Source organism: Subsaximicrobium wynnwilliamsii, assembly GCF_007997225.1.
Lineage (GTDB): Bacteria > Bacteroidota > Bacteroidia > Flavobacteriales > Flavobacteriaceae > Psychroserpens > Psychroserpens wynnwilliamsii.
In genome coordinates this window covers 21425-46452 of the sequence record NZ_VORM01000027.1, presented here as the reverse complement: position 1 = coordinate 46452, position 25028 = coordinate 21425, and the positions used below count along the sequence as shown (strand labels likewise).

Genomic DNA, 25028 nt, shown 5'->3' with positions numbered 1-25028 from the left:
AACTACAGGTTAAGTTCTTCTAAAATTTGGCGGAAGGCATTTTTCAATTCTTCGGTATGCTCTAGATTGCCATCGAGCTGAAGCCGTTTCTCAAACATTTCCATAGGCGTCACATCGGCAACGCTTATTCCGGGTTCAAAAGCTTCGGAAGCACCGCGAACCTTGTTTGTGAAATTCAATTTTGACTTTATGATTTTAAGTGCATCGCTGTCATGATCGCTCTGCAATTCGTCAAAATCCTGCCGAATCTGTACATTCTCATTCGGTTCATTCACAATGATTTCAGCAAGGGAAACCAGTTGGGTTTTAAGTGTATAATGGTGCAGTTGTGTCTTCACAGACTCCAATGTGCCTTCAAAGGCGACCAGGTGCCTAAATTGCGGGATGGGCAGTATGTTGACCGCAACGGTTTTACCGGTTATTGTAATCACATTCACTTGCTTGACCTCGGCCTTTTCACTAAAACTCAAGGCAATGGGCGAACCGGAGTAATGCACCTGTTTTGTACCAGACACCGCATAGGGTTTATGGATGTGACCTAAAGCGACATAATTTGGAGCCTCGCCAAAAATATGGCCTTTCACACTGGCCTGATTGCCAATTTGAATGTCGCGCATACTCTCAGACACATGCGCGCCCTGAACATACAAATGGCCCATGACGATAAAACAAAGCCCTTCAAAATGGGCATTGTAATGGGTGTTGACACTTGCAAAATAGCGCTGGATGCCATCGCGAATCTGCTCAATTTTATCGGAGTAGGATTCCCCGGCTGCCGCTTTCCTAATGTCCTTATCCCGCAAAAATGGAACTGCAGCAATGACCACCTGCGTTTCCTGTTTGGTATGTTTAAAGAACAACTCGCTAATCGCTTCGGGCGCGCCACCAACCACATCAATATTCAAAAAACCCAAAATGGCTTTTGGCGCATTCAAAACAGCCGCAGAATCATGATTGCCACCAGTGATGATGATTTTGCAATGTGTGCCAATCATCCGTTTTAAAAAGCCATAATATTGCTTTAAAGCACTTTGTGAAGGGTTGGCCTGATCAAAAACATCGCCAGAGACCAAAAGTAAATCAATCTGTTCTGTGCTTATGACCTTGAGAAGCCAGTCAAAGAACAGCTCCAAATCTTCAGATAAGTCCATTTTATGCAGCTGTTTCCCTATGTGCCAATCGGCAGTATGTAATATCTTCATATGTCTTGTATGACTAAGTTATAGGTGCTTTTCTTCATCCTAATCGCGGCCTTGAAGTCCCGATTGAATTTGAAATGTTTACAAAGCTTAAACTTAAGGATTATATTATAATTTTGGATGGGGAATTGTATCTAACCGAATCAATGAGCGAAAAATTAAGCACTCTTAAAAAAATGCACAATTAATCCTTCTGATTATCTACATTCACAAACTTCAAGCTTTGGGTTTAGAAATACTTGTTATAAAGTTGTGTTGTGCTTATTTTAAAAACATTCCAAAAATTTAATATCTTTCAATCCATTATGGAACTATCAAACAAAATTGCATTGCGTCCAAGGTTTAGCCTTGAATTGGACCAAGATCCAGAATTGCTGCTATCTGCCTTTGAGAATGCAGGTCGCGCCAAAGAAGGTTTTGTGACCAGTAGGGTTGACGATCATGTGTTTATACGCTTCCCAAAAAGCAAGCAGACCTTCTGGTCGCCACAATTGCATCTCGAAATCTCTAAAATGGAAGCGCAGCCTACAGTACTCAAAGGACTCTATGGTCCCAACCCCACCATGTGGACCCTCTTTATGTTTTTGCATTTTTTTGTGGCAACGCTCTTCATAAGTGCTGGTATATGGCTGTACACAAATACGAGATTGGGTGCAGCAACCACTTTGCCTTTAGTGGCGTTGATATTGCTTTTCATTCTCTGGTTTGTGCTTTATTTTGTGGGCCGCTTAGGCAGAAAATTCGGCAAGGACGAAATGCTGCTGCTACAAGATTTTATGTATAAAATACTCAATGCGACCATAAACCCCAATTAGATCCCCACAATTAAAACCACTGCGAGCATAGCTTAAAGCTTCTGCGCTTTGAGACCCCTATTGCACGCATAATCCTATATTTTTCTAGCGCTATAAATTAAATGTAGCTCTTTGTTTTTCTGAAGGCACAAACCTCCGCAAAAATCTGCGGCATCTGCGGGAAACAAACAGAAGCCTGCGAAGCACTAAAGCCCGCAGATTTCGCTGATGAACGCAGAGAAAATTAGAATCTCACGGAATGCTTCAGAATAAAATTTCTGCGAAGATCTGCGCCATCTGCGGGAAACAAACAGAAGCCTGCGAAGCACTAAAGCCCGTAAATCTCGCAGATGAACGCAGAGAAAAATGTAGAATCTCACGGAATGTTTCAGAATAAAACGTCTCCGAAGATCTGCGTCATCCGCAGGAAACAAACAGAAGCCTGCGAAGCACTAAAGCACGCAGATTTCGCTGATGAACGCAGAGAAAATGTAGAATCTCACGGAATGTTTCAGAATAAAACGTCTCCGAAGATCTGCGGCATCTGCGGGAAACAAACAGAAGCCTGCGAAGCACTAAAGCCCGCAGATTTCGCAAATGAACGCAGAGAAAATGTAGAATCTCACGGAATGCTTCAGAATAAACTCCGCGAAGATCTGCGTCATCCGCGGGAAACAAACAGAAGCCTGCGAAGCACTAAAGCCCGCAAATCTCGCTGATGAGCGCAGAGAAAATTAGAATCTCACGGAATGCTTCAGAATAAAATTTCTGCGAAGATCTGCGCCATCTGCGGGAAACAAACAGAAGCCTGCGAAGCACTAAAGCCCGCAGATTTCGCTGATGAACGCAGAGAAAATGTAGAATCTCACGGAATGCTTCAGACTAAACGTCTGCGAAAATCTGCGCCATCTGCGGGAAACAAACAGAAGCCTGCGAAGCACTAAAGCCCGCAGATTTCGCAGATTAGCGCAGAGAAAATGTAGAATCTCACGGAATGCTTCAGAATAAAACCTCCGCGAAGATCTGCGGCATCCGCGGGAAACAAACAGAAGCCTGCGAAGCACTAAAGCCCGTAAATCGCGCTGATGAACGCAGAGAAAATGTAGAATCTCAGGGAATGCTTCAGAATAAAACCTCCGCGAAGATCTGCGCCATCTGCGGGAAACAAACAGAAGCCTGCGAAGCACTAAAGCCCGCAAATCTCGCAGATGAACGCAGAGAAAATGTAGAATCTCACGGAATCCTTCAGAATAAAACCTCCGCGAAAATCTGCGCCATCTGCGGGAAACAAACAGAAGCCTGCGAAGCACTAAAGCCCGCAAATCTCGCTGATGAACGCAGAGAAAATGTAGAATCTCACGGAATGCTTCAGAATAAACTCCGCGAAAATCTGCGCCATCTGCGGGAAACAAACAGAAACGCATTTAATTCAAAACCTGTGGTGCAAGAACCAAGCTCCCGAAGTTTCAAAACGAGTTAAGACTTTCATAAATAAGCCTCCTTTAAAGGATTATGAAAAATGATGTTAGTATATTAGATATCAACTTAAAAATCAAATAGTATGAAAACCACAGCCGAAGAAGCAAGAGAGAAATCACATAAGGAAACTGTAAAGGTGTTACAGAAGATATTAGAGAAAAATTACGATGCCGAGAAAGGCTATACTAAGGCAATGAAAGGTGCAACAACGCCAACCTTAAAAGCATTCTTGAAACAACAAGCAGCACAACGCAGCCGTTTTGCAAATACCATAGATAATAGATTGCGACAACTAAACGAAAAGCCCAAGGAAGGCGGCAGCACAGCTGGCACCATGCACCGCGCTTGGATTGACATCAAAAGCTCCTTAACCGGCAACGATGATGAAGCGGTTTTGAAAGAAGTGATTCGCGGTGAGAAAGCAAGCGTCGAAGAGTATCAAGACGTATTAAAAAAACACAAGTTTGTTCCCGAAATTACCCAAGAACTGCAAACGCAACTCGAAGACATACAAGCAACACTCAATGAAGTGACACATATTGAAGACCTCAAGTCTTAAAAAAACCCGTCACTTCTAAAAACAACCTCAAGACTAAGATCTTGGGGTTTTTTATGCAATCAGCTCAAATAAAACGGTATCAATCAATAACCTCGAAGCAAGCCCACAAGGTATGGATTCAAAGATGTGCTTTGTATTTCGAGGCAGGCCTCGGGGAATAAAACCCTCTGGAGGGAATCAATAACCTCGAAGCAAGCCCACAAAGCATGGATTCAAAGATGTGCTCTGTATTTCGAGGCAGGCCTCGGGGACTAAACCACTATGGGCTTCAAGTCCATAGGTTTTTTCAAACAGACTGAAAGTCTGCTGAATTCGTGAAATGAATAGTATCTCATTGCCTGCGTTTTTGGAGAACAAACGGTTTCGTGAAAACAGGCCTACCGGAAAGGCAGGTTCGTGAAATTCGTGGCAAAACATTTTTAGAAGCTAAAGCCTAATGCACTAAAGTGCATAGTTTTAACTCTATTTGAGACCAATAAAACCCTCTGCCGGGATTGAAGCCTCAATTTAATTGTGAAATGGCTTTTTATTTGCATATTCATTTTTTATCATAATGCAAAAACAGCGGCGAGCAGCTTTGTAATCCGCGGGAGATATAAAGATGCGAATGCGTTAATAGCTTCCAAAGATTTAACGGATCAAAACAGAAAAAAATAGATTGTTTCTTCAAGATGAATTACAGCAGAAGGTTTGGGCAATTTCTCAGCGAATCCACTATTTTTTCAGTCTATCAATTTATTTTTTAAAAATATCCGTTATCTTGTCATTTTCAAAATATAAACCACAAAACACAAGCCTAATCCATGCTCAAACAGCTAAAAGCACTAATTACAAATTTTAAGGCTTTTTTATCCCATAAGTTTAGGAAATACGATATCAAATTGCCCTATTTCATAGTGATTCTAATCGCTTTTCTCATAGTGATAGCTTGTGTGAAATTGTTCGTTGAACTTACTGAAAGTTTAAAAACCGATGTCTTGGCGCAATTTGACGTGGAAGTCACAAACTACGTCATGTCCTTCAAGTCGTCGCACTTGACCAATTACTTTATCGCAGTGACCAACATTGGCGATGTGTATGGCTATTTGGTCATATTTGGGGCTTGCTCTTTGCTTTTTTACCTCATCTTCAAAAGTTGGAGCCACGTCTTACAATTATCATTGGTGCTTTTTTTGGCATTGAGCTCCAATCTTGCCCTCAAGGAAATGGTTGATAGGCAACGCCCAACCCTAGAACACCTGGTCACAGTGGAAACCTTAAGCTATCCCAGTGGGCATGCCATGACAGCCATGGCATTCTACGGGTTTTTGATTTATATGTTCTCCACTTTTAGGATCGGGTTGTTTTTTAAGATTTTCATTGCCATCGCTTTAAGCCTATTCATTTTGAGCATTGGCATTAGCCGTATCTATCTGGGAGTCCATTTTCCTTCAGACGTTGCCGGTGGCTTTATCGCCGGATTTTTCTGGGTCATCTTTTGCGTGCTCACCTTTAACCTCATCAAATTGTTTAGAAGAGATCCTGAATCTAAAAAGCACTGATGTTAATGGAATCTGCCCCGCTTTAGGTATTGATTTTTTTTAGGCGGAAGTATGCGCAGGAAGTCACAACAGTAAAGAATCCCAGTGAAATGTACACTTGGTCCTAACAATTTTTTGAGTTGAGACTTCCCGGAAGCTTCAGCGAAAACCTCAAGCTCTCAAATCTTGGGTAATTTTCCCACTACCGGAAGCGCAAATCGTCTAAAGATCCTAATCTTGACGATGAATTGATTGGCAGCGCAATGGCTTTGAAAGATTTAACCTTTGGGACTTATAAGTTCTGTTACTCTGAACCGAAGCCAGAGTTTTTAAAACCGAGAACATCAGAATTTTCAACGTCAACAGCCTAGCCTCCTTACTACAGAAGCAGCAGCAATGACATTGGCTATATTCTCAAATAGAGAATCAAACTTAAACTGTTCTTTCTAACAAATATAAACGAGTGCATGAATTTAGCCCGTGGAACTCGTAGATTTAGGCAGAAAAAATAGTTAGGCCTTAGTTGTGATGTCTTGAAAATGCTACCAGAATGCGATTACTTGTAGCAGAGCATAATATTTCAAATTATCGAAACAAGTTTTCAAATTTCAAATTATTCAGTACTTATCAACGTCCTCGCCAAATCTCGAATCAATGTATTAAACTCTAAAACGGCGCTATTTTAAAACAGACGCGCAAGTCTTAGAGTAGATGCCAAGCCCAAATCATTAGCTAACAATTCTTTTCGACGGATTATTTTACGCTTCATAAGGAATTGACGATTATTTTAGAATATTTCATTCGGAAAGCCAAATGAAAGTAAATTCAAAGCCGACTTTAAACCACTTGTGTCTAAAGTACCTCCGTTAAACCAAAATTAAAAATCTGTATTTGGCATTTTGAAGCTTATGAAAATTTGAAAACCCGAAATCCGCAACTACAAGTCAAAATATCTGTTTTACGTTTTGCGGAAACAAAGGATGAATTTTCATCTACCTAGATGCAACTTCAATCACAGATTTCGTTCCAGCGCTTTATTGCCTCAGAATAACATAAAATTTTAAATGCTCTAAAATGCAGGCTGTCAGATCTCAAATAAAATAAAGTATTACGAAAATGTGCATTTAATCGTATTATTTTGTATTTCATAGATATTTTTTATAAGTTCGTTGTTCGTTAAAACGAATCAACCAACCAATTATGAAAAATTTTTCCCTCAAAACACTAAGAGCAGGTCTAACCCTTTTATTGCTCTCATTAGCGATTAATTTCAGCTTTTCTCAGGATTTAAAAGTGCAACATTTCCAAGAGGACGTGCCTGAAGCAGGCAAGGTCATCACAACCTCTACACCTGTTTCGGCTTTAAGCAAAGCCTTTGCCATATCAAATAACAATAGAAAATCCCAAGCTGGGATACCAGGATCAGGAAATAATATGAGCGGTAGTGATATGTCTGGCGCTATGCGCTTGACCAGTGCCTCGACCTTAGAATATTATAGGGATGGTGCCTCGGTAAATGCCAATACACGCTTTAGTTCTTCAATCATTGAATATACCGGTCCTGCTGGAGGGCCTAATGAATTTGTGGTTCGTGGCCGCTATGCTATTGCCTTAAATGGCAATAACAACAGTATCACGCAAGGTGTAGGCGGTGTGACCAATAGCCGCAGAAGTATTCCGTTTATTACCGGTATCTTAAATAGTGCAACCAACGCCGATGCCGATTCTGGCACCGCCATTGCCTATTTGGAAGATAATGGTATCCTCCACATTCGAAAGGGCTCTAACTCCAATAACGTTACAGTATATATCACGCTGGTTGAATTTATAGGAAGCAATTGGAGCGTTTTACATGCCGACTCTGGAGATACAGCCGCCGATACTGGTACGCTCACCTTGAGAGAAAACGCCAATGGCACCGGAAGCACTGTTAACGTACCAAATTGGTCTAATGCCATCATCTTTGGTCAGCATATTGGAGATTATATTACCGATGGCACGAATGACGCCATTGCCGACAATTGGCCTATTTTCCGTCCAGGGAGTAATAATCAGCACGTGGATTGGGAATTTCATAATCAACACGATTCCAACGGAAACAACAAACATTTTGTTCATGTCTTGATCAATAATGAATTGAACGTGACCAGATATCAAGACGATAACAATGCTGCCAATGAGACTGCTATTGATATTTCTGACGCTGGGTTGAGCGATACCAGCCAAGCGATGATTGTAGGGTCTTCCATCTCTAGTGGTAGCGGAAATGCCTACGGACGTGGTTGGAGAAATTATTATCTAAAGTCTATCACCGAAGCAGCCCATTGGGCGCATCGTCGTGGCAACGATATGTCCCATGAACTACAGATTGTAGATTTCTCAAATATGAACACTTTAAATTGCAATGCCGCGGTAAGCACGTTTCCTTATAATGAAAGTTTTGAGAGCGGCCTGGGACTTTGGTCACAAGCTGTGAATAATGATATTGATTGGAATCTTAAATCTGGAGGCACGGCCTCTAACGATACAGGGCCTAACAATGCAGCTTCTGGCAATTACTACTTATATACCGAAGCCTCTGATCCTAATTTCAATAAAAACGCAATCTTAGAAAGCCCATGTTTTGATTTGACCACTAACGACACACCCCAATTTTCCTTTAGCTATCACATGTATGGGTCAAATATGGGCAATCTTTATGTGGAACTCAGTCTTAATGGCAATAGTAATCCTATTGAAATCTGGTCCCAAAATGGACAAGACCAAACAGAAAATGACGACCCTTGGAAAACCGTTGAGCTCGATTTATCTGCGTATGCGGGGCAAACGGTAAAATTAAGGTTTAGAGGATTAACGGGAAATAATTACAGAAGCGATATGGCCATAGACAATATTTCATTTATCGACGTGCCGCCAACACCCGATATTGTAGTGAAGGGAAACAATATCTTGATTAATAATGGAGCCAACACAGTCAATATGGCAGATGGAACTAATTATGGCTCCCATGACGTAGGTGTCCCGAGTACAAATACCTTTACAATAGAAAATCTTGGCTATGCTAATCTGGATATTTCTTCGATTAGCTTATCCAATTCAATTGATTTTTCTATAGTCGCTCCGGCATATCAAACAACGATGGCCCATTCTGAGATTACCACGCTTTCCATTCAATTCAACTGTTTGAGCAATAGCATCAAGTCCAGTTGGGTGACCATTAATAGTAATGATGCTTTGAAAACTCCTTATGCCTTTCTTATAAAAGGCGAATCAAAACAACTCTTTTTTGATAGTGATAATGATGGTGTTTTCGATAATGTGGATGTCGATGATGATAACGATGGCATTCCCGACAGCGTTGAGGAGTTGGACTGTCAAAACTCAAATATTTCTATAAATACCAGGTACAAAATACTAAATGAGACTTTTGGAACTGGAGGTAGAACAACCATCAACACCACTTACAATGCCGTGACCACTTACGCTTATGAAGATGGTTCAAATCCTGCTAACATTCAAGGTAGTAGCTTGGGCGATGGCGAGTACACGGTTCATAACAAAGCCAGTAATGGCGATGGTATCAACAATACACCATCCCAAGATCTCTCGTCGTGGGCAGAGACTAACTGGTATATTGGAGGCGACCATACGCCAGAAGATATCGATGGTCGAATGGCTTTATTCAATGCGTCTTATGATCCAGGTGTGTTTTATACCGCTAATATATCAGGTGTTTTGCCAGATGTACCTACCACTTACAGTTTTTGGGTACTCAATCTAATTCCTGTTTCAGGTGTTGCAAGTGATAGAGCTCCAGAAATTTTAGTGGAATTTAGGGATGTTAATGATGTTGTATTGTACTCCTTTTCGACAGATAAGATCCCAAAATCCATAAATGGAAATCCTGAGGCTAGTTGGCATAATTTTACATCAGAGCTTATTCTCAATGTTTCTGAATTCAATGTATATTTTATCAATAATGAAACCGGTGGCAATGGTAATGACCTTGCCATTGACGACATCTCTTTTATACAATCGCTTTGTGATACAGATGGCGATGGCATTGCCAACATCTTCGATTTAGACTCTGATAATGATGGCATTCCAGACTCGGTAGAAGCTGGATTCGCCACTGAAACCAATGGCCAGGCTTATATACAAAATTTTTTTGATAGCAATGCCAATGGGATGCACGATGCCATGGAAGGCTTAAGCATCTTAGATTCAGATGGCGACGGCACGCCAAATTATATTGATTTAGACAGCGACAATGACACTGTTTTTGATGTGGATGAATCTGCCGCTGGCAACGCTGCAAACGCAAGCTTCCATAATGGGGATGGCGATGTTGATGGTGATGGCGTGGGTGATGGTTCAGATTCTGATGCCACCCGAGAGACAGATTCAAACTATGATGGTATCTCAGAATATTTCACAGACGGCATTTTGGACATTTACGATTATTTCAGCGGCAACAATTTCGCTACCGCTTATGGCAATACTAATCAAGGGATGGGCAATACCTATTATGTGAAAGATACCGATGGCGATGGCATTCCCGATTATATAGATGTGACATCAAATGGTTCAACCTTTGATATTTCACTCACCCTTTACGCCGATTTAGATGCCAATAACGACGGAATAATCGATGACACCTCAGATTCCGATGCCGATGGAATTGTAAATCTTTTTGACACCGATGACAGCAAATTTGGTTCTCCAAGAGTAATGGATAAAAAATTGGGGCTCTACTTTGATGGTCGAAACGATTTTGTAGAAGACGTGCCCATTTTTGGCGGCTATAATGAAGCGTCCATGATGGGTTGGATTCGGGTGGATCCCGATGCTTCTGGCACCCAAATACTTTTTGGACAAAACAACATAATGCTCCTAGTTCGCGATGACAAGCGCATCCAGGCACGGGTAAATAATACTAATTTGTTCAGTCCGCCAATGCCTAAAGACCAATGGATCCATGTGGCGATAAGCTACAGCTCTACTTCCGCACAATTTAAGCTTTACATCAATGGCCAGGAAGTGGCCAATACCAGTGTTTCTACTGCCATTGGCATTGACACCTCTGCTTTTGTGATGGGGAAACGCCCCAATGCTAATAACTCTTACTTTAAAGGTTACATGGATGAAGTGCGATTGTTTAAAAAAGCCCTATCCGCTGATGAAATCCAAAAAATGGTCTATCAAGAAATTGACAATAATGCCGGTACAGTTAGAGGCAGCGTGATCCCTAGAAATATTACCGATTTTGTTGATACTAATAACAATGCAGCCCTAGGTTGGAACGCTCTGGAGCGTTACTATCGAATGGATACCTATCGTGGTGATATTGTGGATGATTTTAGCACTCCAGGAATAGATTCTGGTACAGGCGCCAGAATGCACAATATCAAAATTCTCGATAATCAATCGGCACCAATGCCCTTCACCACGAAACAAAGTGGCGATTTGGTCACTGCGCTCTCCAATGCATCACAAGGTGTCAACGGCATTGATGCCGTAAATTACGATTGGTCTATCGTAAAAGTGCAACATGATAATGTGACTTATAATGACAGACAGAAACATATCGGACTATTTGTGGATGAGATGGATGCCAATTCGAATCCTATAAAATTCAGCATCAAAGAAGATTCAGAAATCAACGTGAGCTGGTATTTAAAATTAGATGGATTTATGGATTTGGAAGGCGAATCTCAATTGATTCAAGGCATTGATAGTTATTTAGACCCAACCAGTAAAGGCTACATAGAACGCGACCAACAAGGCACCTCCAACCATTTTAATTATAACTATTGGGGCTCGCCTGTAAATACAAATGGCACGACTTTTACGGTTGGAGGCGTTTTGAGGGACGGCTTTACGCCAACTAGTCCGGAACCTGTGACTTGGACAAGTTCTCCTAACGGCAGTAATTCAAATCCTTTAACCTTAAGCAGACGATGGTTATACACCTTTAATGATTTAGAAGGGATATATCCAAACTGGCAATCTATTTCAGAAAACACGCCTGTTGCTGTCGGTCTTGGGTTTACCATGAAAGGCGGTGGTGGCGCTTCGGAACAGAATTACACCTTTACTGGTAAGCCAAATAATGGCCAAATTACTGCTCCAGTGAGTGGTGGTAATCAAGTGTTGGTGGGTAACCCTTATCCTTCTGCTATTGATGCATACCTATTCATAGCACAAAATGATCCTGCCCTAGAGGGTTCATTGCAAGAAGGGGCGCTATATTTTTGGGAACATGCACCATCCAACAATACCCACATCCTCAGAAATTATTTGGGTGGATATGCCACATTGAATCTAACAGGAGGTGTTGCTGCCACTACTGCACCTTCAGGGATAGCTGGTATAGGAAATGCTGCTAAGGTTCCTAAACAATACATTCCCGTGGGGCAAGGCTTCTTTGTCACGGGAGATTCAGATGGCGGCTTGATTCAATTCAATAATAGCCAACGTATTTTCAGGAAAGAGTCCATATCAACTTCTGTGTTCTTGAGAGGCACCAATGATGAAAACACCACTTTTGATGATGGCGACGGCGATGAAACTTCCAACGATCAATTTATCAGATTGGATTTCATTACCCCAGAAAATGCAGTAAGACACCTATTGCTCGGTTTTATGGACAATGCCAATGCCACCGATAATGTAGATTATGGTTATGACGCACCAATCAATGATAGTTACCCCAATGATATGGGCTTTAATATTGATGGCGGCCAATACGTTATTCAGGGTGTTGGTGGTTTTGATATCACTAAGTCCTATCCGCTAAACATCAAATTAACCACAGGTGGCACTGTTCAAATCGCACTTTCCGCGTTGGAGAATTTTGACACCGACATTGACGTATATATTCACGATTCGGTTTTGGGCACTTACACCCAGTTCAACAACACCAATTTCCAAATCACTTTAGAAGCTGGGGACTATCCAGAGCGTTTCAGCTTGGTGTTTCAAGAAGACCAAACCTTATCCACCATTGATACGGAGTTCAAGGATATCATAGCCAATTTCCTTCAGAATACCGATGAGATTTACATTCGCACACCAAAATCCATCCAAGTGAAGCAAGTTTATTTGATCAATATCACAGGCCAAACCGTTGGGTCTTGGAACGCCACCAACCTGCCGCTATCCAATGAGATCAAGATTCCAGTTCAGAATGTTTCCGAAGGCAATTACATCTTGCAAGTGGAGACCAATTTGAACACTTATAATAAAAAGATCACGATTAAATATTAAAAACTATAATATGTGAATGAAAGAGACTGTCTGAAAAGGCAGTCTCTTTTTTGTCTTCTGAAAGTATGCTTAGGCTATAAATATGCTGGAAAAAAAGTTGCATAAGGATTGGCAACGATACCATTGGTTTTACTGAAAAACAGAATCAAAACTTATTTCATCTCTTCAATACATAGCAATAAATGTGTGAATCTAGCCCGCAGATCGCGCAGACTTACGCAGAAAAAAGAAGCGGCATCTCTTAAAACCATGCTGACGGCTGAATGTGCTAATTCAATATATTACAATCCGTACAATCCGAAAAAGCTAAAAACAGGCAATAACGAATCATGAAAAAGTTCCCGCAGATCTCACAGATTTGCGCAGAAAAAAAAGCGGTATCCCTTATAACCATGCTGAAGGCTGAACGCACTAATTCAATATATTAAAAACCGTACAAATTATTAAAAGAGAAACGACACGAATGCTCCAAAAAAGCTAAGAAAATGTCACAAGGAATCCTGAAATATTTCCCGCAGATCTCGCAGACTTACGCAGAAAAATTTAGTTATCCGTTTGATGAGGTATCTTGAAAGCCTCCCCTCCTGTGAGGTCTCCGCTCAAATGATAGTACAAATTATGTCTATTATAGCAAATTACAAACCCACCTCAAAAGCCTCCCCTCCCGGGAGTTCTCTGCCAAAATAATAGTCCTAATTATCTTTATTATAACTAATTACAAAAACCACCTCAAAAGCCTCCCCTCCTGGGAGTTCTCTGCCAAAATAATAGTCCTGATTATCTTTATTATAACTAATTACAAAAACCACCTCAAAAGCCTCCCCTCCTGGGAGTTCTCTGCTATAATGATAGTCCTAATTATCTTTATTATAACTAATTACAAAACCCACCTCAAAAGCCTACCCTACCGGGAGTTCTCTGCCAAAATAATAGTCCTGATTATCTTTATTATATCTAATTACAAAAACCACCTCAAAAGCCTCCCCTCCTGGGAGGGGATTAAGGGGTGGGTCCCACTATGATAAAACCCCTATCACCCAGTGAATTAAACCAAAGCCAAATCGAGATACAGTTTAAACCAAAAAAGTCCCTATGGCTGCTGGCATTTTTATCTAAGACAATTGCTGAAGCATTTCTTCAAAAGACAGCTGATCCTGCTCGCCGGAAATCATGTTTTTTAAGGTATAGGTTTCAGATTCCAATTCCGATTCGCCCAAGAGCACCACAAACGGAATATTTCGCTTATTGGCATAATTGAACTGTTTGATGGTTTTCTTGTTGTCTGGAAACAGTTCAGCGGAAACCCCGCGTTCCCGAAGCTGCTTTATCGCTTTCATACTTGCCATCGCCTCGCGTTCGCCAAAATTGATGAACAGTACTTTTACGGTATTGGTAATGGTTTCGGGAAACAAATTCAGTTCTTCCAAAACCAAGGCAATACGATCCAAACCGAAACTAATGCCCACACCACTCACATCCTTGAGTCCGAAGATGCCGGTAAGGTCATCGTAACGGCCGCCACCTCCAATGGAGCCCATGGCCACACCTTCTGGAGCAGAGACTTCAAAAATAGCGCCCGTGTAGTAATTGAGTCCGCGTGCAAGTGTCACATCCAATTGCAAAGTTGCTGTTTTAAGCCCCAAAGTTGCAATGCCATTATTTATAAACTCCAATTCTTCAATCCCTTTTTTTCCTTCTTCGGAAGTATTTAAAATGGATTTCAACTGGTCGATCTGGGATCCAAAATCACCTTCAATACTGAACAAGGGCTGCAGCTTGTCAATCCCCGATTGCGGAATGCCTTTCTCAAGCATTTCAGCCTTTACCTTCTCCTCGCCTATTTTATCAAGCTTATCCAATGCCACAGTGAAATCGATGAGCTTGTCTTGTGCCCCGATCACTTCAGCAATACCCGATAGAATTTTCCGATTATTGATTTTGATGCTGCAGCCTTCCAATTTCAAGGCTGAAAAAACCGTGTCGTACAATTGCACAAATTCCACTTCCTGCCATAAAGAGCTGCTTCCAACCACATCGGCATCACATTGAAAAAACTCTCTAAAGCGGCCTTTTTGCGGTCTATCGGCGCGCCAAACGGGTTGGATTTGGTAGCGCTTGAAGGGAAATTCAATCTCATTTTGGTGTTGTACCACGTAACGTGCAAAAGGCACCGTAAGGTCGTAGCGAAGCGCTTTTTCTGAAATACTGGCGGTAATTTTATTGGAATCTTTGGAGTCATAAGCCTTAGCATCGGCCTTATTCAGAAAATCCCCAGAATTCAAGATCTTAAAAATCAAGCGGTCGCCTTCCTCACCGTATTTGCCCATCAAGGTCTCGGAGTTTTCAAAGCTAGGCGTTTCAATAGGCTGAAAGCCGAAACGTTCAAAATGTGCCTTGATGGTATGGATGATGTAATTGCGTTTCGCGACTTCCGTGGGATTAAAATCCCTTGTCCCTTTTGGTATGCTTGGTTTTTGTGCCATATTCACTTCCCCTAAAAGCGGGACTCTATTTATTTGTAATTGCTAATCCTTCCGAAGAACTCTTCCGAAGAAAAAAATCACACATTGGTTGCTAATTCTGTTCTTGCTCACAAAAATATTATAAATTTTAAAGGCGTGCCTAAGTAATGTCAATTTTATAGTAACTTTATGCGTCTTTGATAGTCATATAGACAAAATCCACCAATTTACAGCCTTCTATGTTTTCATTGTTCAAGGAAAATATTCGTATTGCGTTTGATTCCATCCGGAGTCAGTTGCTTCGTACCATTCTTACCATTTTAATCATTGCCATTGGCATTACCGCATTGGTAGGCATTTTGAGTGCGGTTTCAGCCTTGGAGAACACCATTTCAAGTGATTTTTCGTCTATGGGCGCCAACACCTTCAACGTGCAGCGTTACGATTTCAATAACCAACGCGCCAATGACAAAGAGAAAATCAATCCCGTGATCAGTTACCGGGAAGTCAAGACTTTTGAAGAGGATTACCAGTTTCCATTTACCCAAACCTCGATTTCCTTTCAAGGCACTTCAACCGCGGAAGTAAAATATGAAAACGAAAAAACCGATCCCGAAGTGCAGGTTTTCGGGGTCAACGAAAATTACATTACCAATGCCGGTTTGGAGGTGGAATTGGGCCGATCATTCAATTACTTTGACATACAGAACAGCAATACGGTTTGCGTGATTGGCAGCGATCTGCGGAAGGCTCTATTGCAAGACGTGAATCCCTTGAACAAGACCATTAGCATTAGAGGCTCAAAGTTTAAGGTCATTGGCGTGCTTAAGGCTAAAGGCGCCACATTTGGCAATAATCAGGATTTGCGGGTCTTGATGCCTCTTCAAAAAGCACGTACCATTTATACCAATGCCAATATCAATTATAATTTGAGCGTTAAAACCGATAACAAAAACATGTTGGAAGGCGCTCAGGATGAAGCCATCCTTTTATTCCGAAACATTAGAGGATTGAATCCCATCGAAAATAATAATTTTGCACTGCAGCGCAGTGACGACCTTATCAATAGAATCTCAACCATAACCAGCGGACTCTCAACGGTCGCTTGGATTGTGAGCATCATCACCATTTTTGGATCTACCATTGCGCTGCTAAACATGATGCTGGTATCGGTCTCAGAGCGAACCCGAGAGATTGGCGTGAGAAAAGCCTTGGGTGCGAAACGTGCGACCATTGCCTTTCAGTTTTTTATAGAGACCATTATCATTGGGCAATTGGGAGGTTTATTGGGCATTTGCCTGGGCATTTTGGTGGGCTGGGGCGTTTCTGCCGCTGCGGGATTTGAGTTCACAACCCCTTGGTTGGCCATGACAAGTGCGGTAATCATCACCTTTGTTGTGGCCGTCATTTCTGGCTTGATGCCCGCTATCAAAGCAGCGAAATTGGATCCGGTGGAGTCATTGCGTTATGAATGAAAGGCCGTTGGTTGTGGGTAATAGGTGGTAGGTAGTTGGTAGTGGGTAGTGGGTAGTGGGTAGTGGGTAGTGGGTTGAAGAAGTTAAAAACAAGTTACTTGTTCCATTTAGGCCTCGGAAATTCTATCTTTTAATTGACCGCGACCGAAGACTGGAGACCGAAGACCGCCGACTGGAGACCGAAAACTGAGGACTGATAACTGAAGACTGAAGACTGCAAACCCCCGGTTTAATAGTGGGGAGTAGGTAGTAGGTAGTGGGTAGTGGGTTAAAGAAGTTAAAAACAAGCTACTTGTTCCATTTAGGCTTCAGAAATTCTATCTTTTAATTGACCGCGACTGGAGACCGAAAACTGAGGACTGAAGACTGAAGACTGAAGACTGCAAACTCCCGGTTGAATAGTGGGTAGTGAGTAGTGGGTAGTGGGCAGTAAGTAGTGGGTAATGGGTAGTGGGTAGTTGGTAGTAGGTAGTAGGTAGTAGGTAGTAGGTAGTAGGTAGTAGGTAGTAGGTAGTAGGTTAAAGAAGTTAAAAACAAGTTGCTTGTTCCCTTTAGGCTTCGGAAATTCTATCTTTTAATTGACCGTGACTGGAGACTCACGACTGGAGACTGAATACCGAAGACTGCAAACTGAAGACTGAAAACTGAGGACTGAAAACTGGAGACTGCAAACTCGCTCACTTACTTACCAAACTTTCAAAATAAGTGTACAACTCGCCTTTGGTTATGCTCGCGCCTTCTTCAATGATCTTGAACTTGTCGCGTCCCTTGTTTTCAGAATAGGCTTTGTTAGCGGTAAAAAACTCCACATCGTCAGACAGTAGATTTGCCCGGAACCAATCAAAACCTTCGGTGGTGGTAATATCGACTTTCGGATTCTTAATTTTCAAGGCGATAAGACGCAATTCTTTTTTGGCACAATGGAACAAGTGCATTTGCTGTGGTGAGATATGTTCCAAGTATTGTACTTTAGACAGCACACCTTCCCAAATCAAGTCGCTAAAAACATCCAACTCCTCCTCTGCCACTTCAGGGGTGTTGGTTTTGATCTCGGCCCATTCAGCCGCAGTTATGGATTGTGTTGCCAAGAAATTGATGAATTCTTGGTTTAGTTCTTCAAATTGTTCTTTTGTGAGTCTGGCGTATTTCATTTTGTCCTCTTAAGCTCCCTAAAGGGGAGGCATTATTTTTGGTTTTTTTTCGCGTTTAGAGATGCGATAAATCGCGTCTCTACCGCGCATGGATTGCACTTTATGAAAAAAGCCTCATTCCATAAGGATTGAGGCTTTCAAAATCATGTTTATAAAAGTTATGCATCTGCAATAACCTCAAAGATCATATCAACAGTGACTGCTCTGTGCAATCTAATTACTGCTTCGTATTGTCCTAAACGCTTGATGTTTCCACCGTTGATAGAAATGAATTTCTTATCAACTTCGTGCCCTTGCTGTTTAAGTGCATGAGACAAATCCATATTGGTAATAGAACCAAATAGTTTATCTCCAGCAGTAGCGCCAGTTCCAGCTTTAGAAGTGATCTTGATATCCAACTGTTTCAAGGCATCGGCAGTTTTTTGTGCTTCAGCAATCACAGTTTTCTCTTTGTACTCTCTTTGTTTCAAGGTTTCTGCCAAAACTTTCTTAGCAGAAATTGTTGCCATTATAGCTTGACCTTGAGGGATTAAAAAGTTTCTACCATAACCGTTCTTTACCGTTACAACATCGTCTTTAAATCCTAAATTTTCAACGTCTTGTTTTAATATAAGTTCCATAGTTATAGGTTGTTTATTTTAATAAATCTGCCACATAAGGCAATAAAGCCAGATGACGTGCTCTTTTTACTGCCACAGAGACCTTTCTTTGGTATTTTAAAGAAGTTCCTGTTAAACGTCTTGGTAAGATTTTACCTTGCTCGTTCACAAAACCCAATAACCAGTTGCCATCTTTATAATCGACATATTTGATACCAGATTTTTTAAAGCGACAGTATTTCTTCGCTTTGCTCGTATCTATATTCAACGGTGTTAAATATCTAATTTCACCGTCTTTCTTTCCTTTTGCTTGTTGTTCAATTGAAGACATAATTACGCTTTTTGTTGATCTCTTTTTCTTCTTTTCTCTGCCCAAGCAATCGCATGCTTGTCTAATGTAACCGTTAAATAACGCATAAAACGCTCGTCGCGTCTAAACTCGACTTCCAACGGGTTGATGTGCTCGCCATCAACGGTGTACTCAAATAAGTGATAAAAACCACTTTTTTTGTTTTGAATTGGGTAAGCTAATTTTTTTAAGCCCCAATCTTCTTTGGCTACCATCTTCGCTCCTCTAGAAACAAGAAAATCTTCGTATTTCTGTACTGTTTCCTTTACCTGGTCATCAGATAAAACGGGATTTAAGATGAAAACAGTTTCATAATGATTCATATAGAATGTGTTTTACAATTTTTACAATTAAAAATGGGTGCAAAAATAACTAATTATTCTTACTTAAGCAATCTTTTTTTAACCATAAAACCTAAAGATTTGTTTCCTAATAATATTTTGTTAAAATTCACGGTTTACCGATGTTTTTTGGTTTTTATCCGAATTTTTCGTACTATTGTCGATATCTTAACCTAAAATAAATAATGTTATGACTTTAAACTGTGTAGTAGTTGATGATTCAGCGATTCAACGCTTATCCATTGTAAAGTTAATTGAGAACCATTCCTCACTTAACCTGATAGCAGAATACAGCAGCGCATTAGAAACCAAAAACGGACTCAATACCCACAAGGTCGATTTGATCTTCCTGGATATTGAAATGCCCGTACTCAACGGTTTCGAACTGCTAGACGTACTCAACAACAAACCCCAAATTATTTTCGTTACCGGAAAAACGGAGTATGCATTTAAAGCTTTTAACTATGATGCCACCGATTATCTTCAAAAGCCAATCACAAGGGAGCGCTTCAACCAAGCGGTTGAAAAAGCACTCGAGCAACATAAATTAAAGCTAGATTTCAACGAGACCGATGGCGAGCACATCTTTGTCAAAAGTAATCTTAAAAAACGAAAAGTGTACATCAAAGACATTAAATGGATCGAAGCTCTTGGAGACTATGTAAAACTGGTTACTGAAGAAAACAGCCTGGTGGTACTCTCTACCATGAAAGCATTTGAGCATGAATTGCCAGAAGGCAAGTTCTTAAGAATCCATAAATCTTACATTGTCAATCTTGATAAGGTAGACCGATTTAACAGTAAAAACGTTGAGGTTGGCGCTTATGAAATACCTTTGAGCCGAAACAAAAAAACCCAACTAGTTGATGCTCTAAACAACATCTAAAATATTACGACATTATTTTTTTGGTTATGCCCCTAACTAAATCTATATGTGAATCCCACTGGATCTTTTCGATTTAGTGGGATTTTTTTTTGTTTCAATGATGTGAAAAAATCTTTCAGGTTATATGTGAAAACCTACAAGGTTGAAAAAAACCTTGCAGGTTAGATGGCGAGACCTTTCATATATGTAAAAAACCTACAAGGTTGAAAAAAACCTTGCAGGTTTAGATAGCGAGACCTTTCATATATGTAAAAACCTACAAGGTTGAAAAAAAACCTTGCAGGTTAGTTAAAGAGACCTGTCATGTTTTGAAAACATAAGAGGGTCTGGTTGCGATGATATGTTGGTAGAAATAATTCGCTCTGTCTCGCTAGTGTCACGTATGACAAGGTTAAAGAAAACCTTGCAGGTTAGTTAAAGAGACCTGTCATGTTTTGAAAACATAAGAGGTCTGGTTGCGATGATATGTTAGTGGAAATAATTCGCTCTGTCTCGTTAGTGTCACGTATGAGATCCCGATAAGAAGCGGGATTAGTTCAGCCAACACTATTAAATGCGCCTGCGGCTTTGATATACAGGCTGAGATCCCGCTAAGGAGCGGGATTGGTTCGATTACGAAATTTATGCCAAATTTCTATCCCACTAATAGTTATCCACATTGAGTATGACACGGATGGGCCTAAAGTCCTTGACCGCTAAAAAGCTGGTGTTGATCTTGCCTATGGCTTCCTTGGTTTTTCCCAAGGATTGTTTCTGCGGAATCTTAACGAGAATATTCTTTAAGTATTGGTTGCGAATCCTGGCCACTGGAGGAAACTCAGGCCCTAAAACATGATCACCAAAAACCGTACGCAGTGATTTCGCATACCAATTGGCACCAACATCAACCTTTTGATAATCCTTGTGCTTAAGTGTTATCTTGATCATCCTGTAAATTGGAGGATATTTGAATGCAAATCGATCTTCCAACTGCTCGTCAAACATTTGCTTATAATTATTGGTAGAGACTTGCTGCAAGATGCGGTGGTACGGATTGTAGGTTTGTATGAGCACCTTCCCTCGTTCTTTGGTGCGCCCTGCCCTACCCGACACTTGCGTCATCAATTGATAGCTGCGCTCATGTGCCCTAAAGTCGGGGAAGTTGAGCATGTTGTCCGCATTCATGATACCAACCAGCTTCACGTTTCTAAAATCGAGACCTTTGGTAAGCATTTGTGTGCCCACTAAAATATCGATTTCCTGCTGCTCTAAGGCAGTAATGATTTTTTCATATCCGTATTTACCACGGGTGGTGTCCAAATCCATACGCCCAACAGTGTGCTCTGGAAACAAGACTTTCGCTTCCTGCTCTATCTGTTCGGTTCCAAAACCTTTGGCATCCAATTCCACACCGCCACAAGCCTCACAGGTTTTGTGCATGATGGTATTATAGCCACAATAATGACAGCGGAGCTGATTTTTATACTGATGAAAGGTCAAACTCACATCACAATTGGGGCATTGTGGCGAGTGCCCACAGGCGTTACACTCCACAATGGGCGAAAACCCACGTCTATTTTGAAACAGAATGATTTGATGCCCGGCCGCCAAAGTTTCTTCTATCTCTTCCACCAAACGGTCGCTGAAATGCCCTTTCATGCGCTTGCGTTTGTGCTTGTCTTTGATATCTATCAACTCAATGTCTGGCATGAGCACATTGTTATAGCGCTGGTTCAATTCCACCAAACCGTATTTGCCTTGTTGGGCATTGTAATAACTTTCAAGGCTTGGTGTGGCCGAGCCCAAAAGTGTTTTCGCCTTAAAAAGACGCGCCAGTACGATAGCGGTATCACGGGCATGATATCGTGGTGCTGGGTCAAATTGCTTGAATGAGGTTTCATGTTCCTCATCCACAATGACCAAACCCAAATTGCGAAATGGCAAAAACACACTAGAACGTGCCCCAAGAATGATTTGGGCGTTGGCTTCATTTTGCAACACGTTGTTCCAAATTTCCACCCGTTCGTTTGAGGAATATTTACTGTGAAAAACCGCCACCTGGGCTCCAAAATAGATTTGCAAGCGGTCTACCAATTGCGTGGTCAAGGCAATTTCTGGCAATAGGTACAACACTTGTTTGCCTTTGGCTAGCTGGTCTTCAATAAGCTTGACGTAAATTTCGGTTTTGCCGGAAGAGGTCACACCATGCAACAAGGTAATGTCTTGGGTTTCGAAGGTTTCTGAAATTTGCTTCAGCGCTGTTTCCTGATGCTCGTTCAAGGATTTAGAAGCCTCATTATCATCGCCATCATATTGCACGCGGTCCATTTGAATGTGATATTCTTCCAATACACCTTTATCAATGAGCGTTTTGATGATGGATGAGGAGGCATCACTTTCCGAAGATAAATCGGACACCTTTATAGGTTTTTTCGTTTGTGCTGAAATTGAGAATAAAGTCATGATGACCTCCCGTTGCTTGGGCGCTCTACTGAGTTCTTCCAACAACTCCTGAAGCTTTTTTTCCGAAGTGAATGCAGACGCCATTTTTACATAGCGCACCAATTTAGGCTTGTATTTCTCATAGATTTCCTCTTGGACGTTGATGACCTTTTTATCTAAAAGTCGCTTGATGATGGGCAGCACGTTTTTTTTATCCAAAATAGACATCAAATCCTGGAGCTTAAGCGAGGATTGATGTTGTAGGGCTTCAAAAACCACGAACTCGTCATCATCCAGAGCCATATCATCGATGACGCTATCCTCCTTTTTGGTAATAATGGTTTCACTCTCGAGAATGAAGGCATTGGGCAAGGCGGCACGCATGACTTCACCCACACTGCACATGTAGTAGTTGGCAATCCATTGCCAATGTTTCAATTGTGTTGTGGTCACCAGCGCTTGCTCATCAAGAATTTGATGGATTTGCTTGGCCTCATAAATTAAGGGAGCCTGGGTATGGATGGTATCGACCAATCCCGTATAGATCTTGGTTTTTCCGAAAGGTACTGAAACGCGCATCCCTGGTTTCAAAAAATCAGCTTCCGCAGCAGTAATGGCGTAAGTGAAGCTTTTTTCCAAAGGAATGGGTAGAATGACATTGATAAAATGAGCCATGACCCAAAGGTAAAAGGATTCTTTAAAATAATTCGGTTTTTAAATTAGAATTGTAAAGATTAGAAGCTAGACTCGCTGCGCTATTAGATCATAGCACATAGACTTGATTGTGACTTAAGGATAAGCTTTAAAGTGATGTGAGGTTTTGAATGAACTAAAGTGCCCATTTGCGTTAGGGATTGAACGGTCTGTTTGAGCTCTCCCGATAGCTGCTAAGCTATTGGGAAGCGAGTAGTCAAAGCCTGCCTGCCGACAAGCAGGCCCGACCTTTAGGTAACCAACCTACAGCAGGCGCCCAAAAATTGAAAAATAAAAAACTAACAATCAAGGATTTTTACAACGTTGCGGATTATTTATCTGCTCTTACCCAATATTGGGTTTTGTAAAAGAAGGCTACGTAACCCCTCACTTGAAGTTCATTGGGGTCATCGGTCAATTTGAGTCGGCAATCGTAAACCTTGCCATCATCGGGATTTGTGATGGTACCTTCCCTGTAGGCGTCTTCATCTTTTTCCATGTCTTTTATAATGATTAGACCCAAAACAGGTTTGTTATAATCTTCGCCTTCGCACTTGACGCAATTCAAATCGCGTTTAGAAGCATCAAAGATTTCAACGATCTTTCCGTAGACCTTTCCGTTTTCCTTATAGATGTTTACTATGGATCGTTCTTTTCCGGTCTCATCGTCGATGGTTTTCCAGTTTCCGAAGATCTCTTGGGCAAAAGTGAGACTACAGATACACATCGCTAGGATGCTGAGAATTGGTTTATTCATTGTCATTTTTTCGTTTTAGACGTCTAATGGTTGCATTGAGTTCAAAGCCCAACAAGAGTAAATTGGAGTTGAGCCACAGGTAGAACAGTATGATCAATAAGGCCCCAATGGAACCATAAAGTTGGTTATAGGTTGAAAAGTAAGTGATGTAGATCCCAAATAAATAAGAGAATAAAATAATTAAAATGGTGGTCAACAAAGCACCTGCTGAAAAAAATCGGGAATGCTTCCCTTCTTTGGTGCCAAAGTAATACAAGGTCGCAGTCGCCAAATAAATCATGACAATAAAAAATACGAATTTGACTACATTGCTCCAAAAAACAGCCCATTTTTCCATTTCATAACCTTGGCGCTCAAAGACTTGCATAATCTCTTTTACAACATACAATTGAAAATAGCCGAGCACTGCAATACTTACGATCAACAAAATAGTCAAGATCAAGGCGACGCCGATAGAATAAAGGTATTGTTTGACGATACTTCTAGTGAGTTGTTGGTGGTAAGAACTTTCAAAGCCCGAAAACAGCGCACTAATCCCATTGGCCATAAGAAATAAAGACAGCACGAATACCGTTGAGATCAAGCCTGCGGTATCACCTTTAATATTCTGAAAGATGTTCTCAAAAAAGAATTCTGAAGTCTGAGGTGGCAAGACGGAGTTGAGAAAGGCTCTAAATTCGGTTTCAAAGCCCTTTACTGGAATGTAAGGAATAAGTATGATCACAAATAATAGAAACGGAAAAATGGCGGTAAAGAAACTAAAAGCAATGGCACTGGCCCTAGAGGTAATGGTCCCTTTGATGATACCTTTAATATAGATCCTTAAAAAATCATAAAGCGTCAAACCTTCGAGTGCAGGCAACTTAATAAACTTGAGTAATTTGATAAATTGCTTGATCACAGGTGTTCTTTCGAGCCTGCTCTCAATGCTATCTTCAATATTTTCGGATTTATCCTCGGCCAAAGTTTAGGGTTTGTGGTTTTTTGTCTGTTGTCGGTTGTCGGTTGTCGGTTGTAAAACATTAGGATTTAATCTTTAAAATTCAAGCTTTTAAAGGATTTTGTTCGCTAATG

At 41.1% G+C, this 25028-nt stretch carries 18 protein-coding genes; 9 read left to right on the top strand and 9 right to left on the bottom strand.

Translation table 11 applies throughout. The annotated features are described in order from the left end of the window. Window positions 1–2 precede the first annotated feature (2 nt). On the bottom strand, window positions 3–1202 hold the full coding sequence (gene sbcD, locus ESY88_RS17420) for an exonuclease subunit SbcD (protein WP_147084488.1): 1200 nt from the start codon (window positions 1200–1202) through the stop codon (window positions 3–5). 302 nt (window positions 1203–1504) lie between these two features. On the opposite strand from sbcD, the gene ESY88_RS17415 reads away from it, so the two are divergent. From ESY88_RS17415 to ESY88_RS17385, 7 genes are all read left to right on the top strand, one after another. After that, complete coding sequence (locus ESY88_RS17415; RefSeq protein ID WP_147084489.1) at window positions 1505–2014, top strand: GTP-binding protein; 510 nt, start codon at window positions 1505–1507, stop codon at window positions 2012–2014. Window positions 2015–2343: 329 nt separating this feature from the next. Further along, window positions 2344–2712, top strand: coding sequence for a hypothetical protein (locus tag ESY88_RS17410; RefSeq protein WP_147084490.1), 369 nt, complete (start codon window positions 2344–2346; stop codon window positions 2710–2712). 30 nt (window positions 2713–2742) lie between these two features. Next, window positions 2743–2937 (top strand): hypothetical protein, encoded by a 195-nt coding sequence (locus ESY88_RS17405; RefSeq protein ID WP_147084491.1) that lies wholly within the window; start codon window positions 2743–2745, stop codon window positions 2935–2937. Between the two features lie 50 nt (window positions 2938–2987). Further along, window positions 2988–3473: a hypothetical protein gene (locus tag ESY88_RS17400; protein ID WP_147084492.1), complete on the top strand. Its 486-nt coding sequence runs from the start codon at window positions 2988–2990 to the stop codon at window positions 3471–3473. 81 nt (window positions 3474–3554) lie between these two features. Next, window positions 3555–4031, top strand: coding sequence for a ferritin-like domain-containing protein (locus ESY88_RS17395; protein ID WP_147084493.1), 477 nt, complete (start codon window positions 3555–3557; stop codon window positions 4029–4031). A gap of 803 nt (window positions 4032–4834) precedes the next feature. Then, window positions 4835–5572, top strand: coding sequence for a phosphatase PAP2 family protein (locus ESY88_RS17390; protein WP_147084494.1), 738 nt, complete (start codon window positions 4835–4837; stop codon window positions 5570–5572). A 1179-nt stretch (window positions 5573–6751) separates the two neighbouring features. Continuing rightward, window positions 6752–12820: a LamG-like jellyroll fold domain-containing protein gene (locus ESY88_RS17385; RefSeq protein WP_147084495.1), complete on the top strand. Its 6069-nt coding sequence runs from the start codon at window positions 6752–6754 to the stop codon at window positions 12818–12820. A gap of 1112 nt (window positions 12821–13932) precedes the next feature. Here the strand turns inward: ESY88_RS17385 and hisS are convergent. Beyond that, window positions 13933–15303, bottom strand: coding sequence for a histidine--tRNA ligase (gene hisS, locus ESY88_RS17380; RefSeq protein ID WP_147084496.1), 1371 nt, complete (start codon window positions 15301–15303; stop codon window positions 13933–13935). 218 nt (window positions 15304–15521) lie between these two features. On the opposite strand from hisS, the gene ESY88_RS17375 reads away from it, so the two are divergent. Beyond that, window positions 15522–16757: an ABC transporter permease gene (locus tag ESY88_RS17375; protein ID WP_147084497.1), complete on the top strand. Its 1236-nt coding sequence runs from the start codon at window positions 15522–15524 to the stop codon at window positions 16755–16757. 677 nt (window positions 16758–17434) lie between these two features. Here ESY88_RS17375 and ESY88_RS17370 read toward each other — a convergent pair. From ESY88_RS17370 to rpsF, 4 genes are all read right to left on the bottom strand, one after another. After that, window positions 17435–17908: a DUF6495 family protein gene (locus tag ESY88_RS17370; RefSeq protein ID WP_147084498.1), complete on the bottom strand. Its 474-nt coding sequence runs from the start codon at window positions 17906–17908 to the stop codon at window positions 17435–17437. Between the two features lie 158 nt (window positions 17909–18066). Beyond that, entirely contained in the window at window positions 18067–18528 is a 462-nt protein-coding gene (gene rplI / locus ESY88_RS17365; protein ID WP_147084499.1) for a 50S ribosomal protein L9, read from the bottom strand. A gap of 13 nt (window positions 18529–18541) precedes the next feature. Then, complete coding sequence (gene rpsR, locus ESY88_RS17360; RefSeq protein ID WP_189702645.1) at window positions 18542–18841, bottom strand: 30S ribosomal protein S18; 300 nt, start codon at window positions 18839–18841, stop codon at window positions 18542–18544. Further along, window positions 18841–19179, bottom strand: coding sequence for a 30S ribosomal protein S6 (gene rpsF / locus ESY88_RS17355; RefSeq protein ID WP_147084501.1), 339 nt, complete (start codon window positions 19177–19179; stop codon window positions 18841–18843). The genes rpsR and rpsF overlap by 1 nt, the downstream gene beginning before the upstream one ends. Window positions 19180–19387: 208 nt before the next feature. Here rpsF and ESY88_RS17350 point away from each other — a divergent pair, with 208 nt between their 5' ends. After that, on the top strand, window positions 19388–20083 hold the full coding sequence (locus ESY88_RS17350) for a LytR/AlgR family response regulator transcription factor (protein ID WP_147084502.1): 696 nt from the start codon (window positions 19388–19390) through the stop codon (window positions 20081–20083). A 642-nt stretch (window positions 20084–20725) separates the two neighbouring features. On the opposite strand, the gene priA is transcribed toward ESY88_RS17350, so the two are convergent. The 3 genes from priA to ESY88_RS17335 all read right to left on the bottom strand — a co-directional run bounded on the left by priA (window position 20726) and on the right by ESY88_RS17335 (window position 24918). Next, window positions 20726–23179, bottom strand: a complete 2454-nt coding sequence (gene priA, locus ESY88_RS17345) for a replication restart helicase PriA (RefSeq protein WP_147084503.1) — start codon at window positions 23177–23179, stop codon at window positions 20726–20728. Window positions 23180–23528: 349 nt separating this feature from the next. After that, on the bottom strand, window positions 23529–23954 hold the full coding sequence (locus ESY88_RS17340) for a DUF2147 domain-containing protein (protein ID WP_147084504.1): 426 nt from the start codon (window positions 23952–23954) through the stop codon (window positions 23529–23531). Further along, the gene (locus ESY88_RS17335) at window positions 23947–24918 is read right to left on the bottom strand and encodes a YihY/virulence factor BrkB family protein (RefSeq protein WP_317128693.1); all 972 of its coding nucleotides are present in this window, start codon (window positions 24916–24918) and stop codon (window positions 23947–23949) included. The genes ESY88_RS17340 and ESY88_RS17335 overlap by 8 nt, the downstream gene beginning before the upstream one ends. Window positions 24919–25028 lie beyond the last annotated feature (110 nt).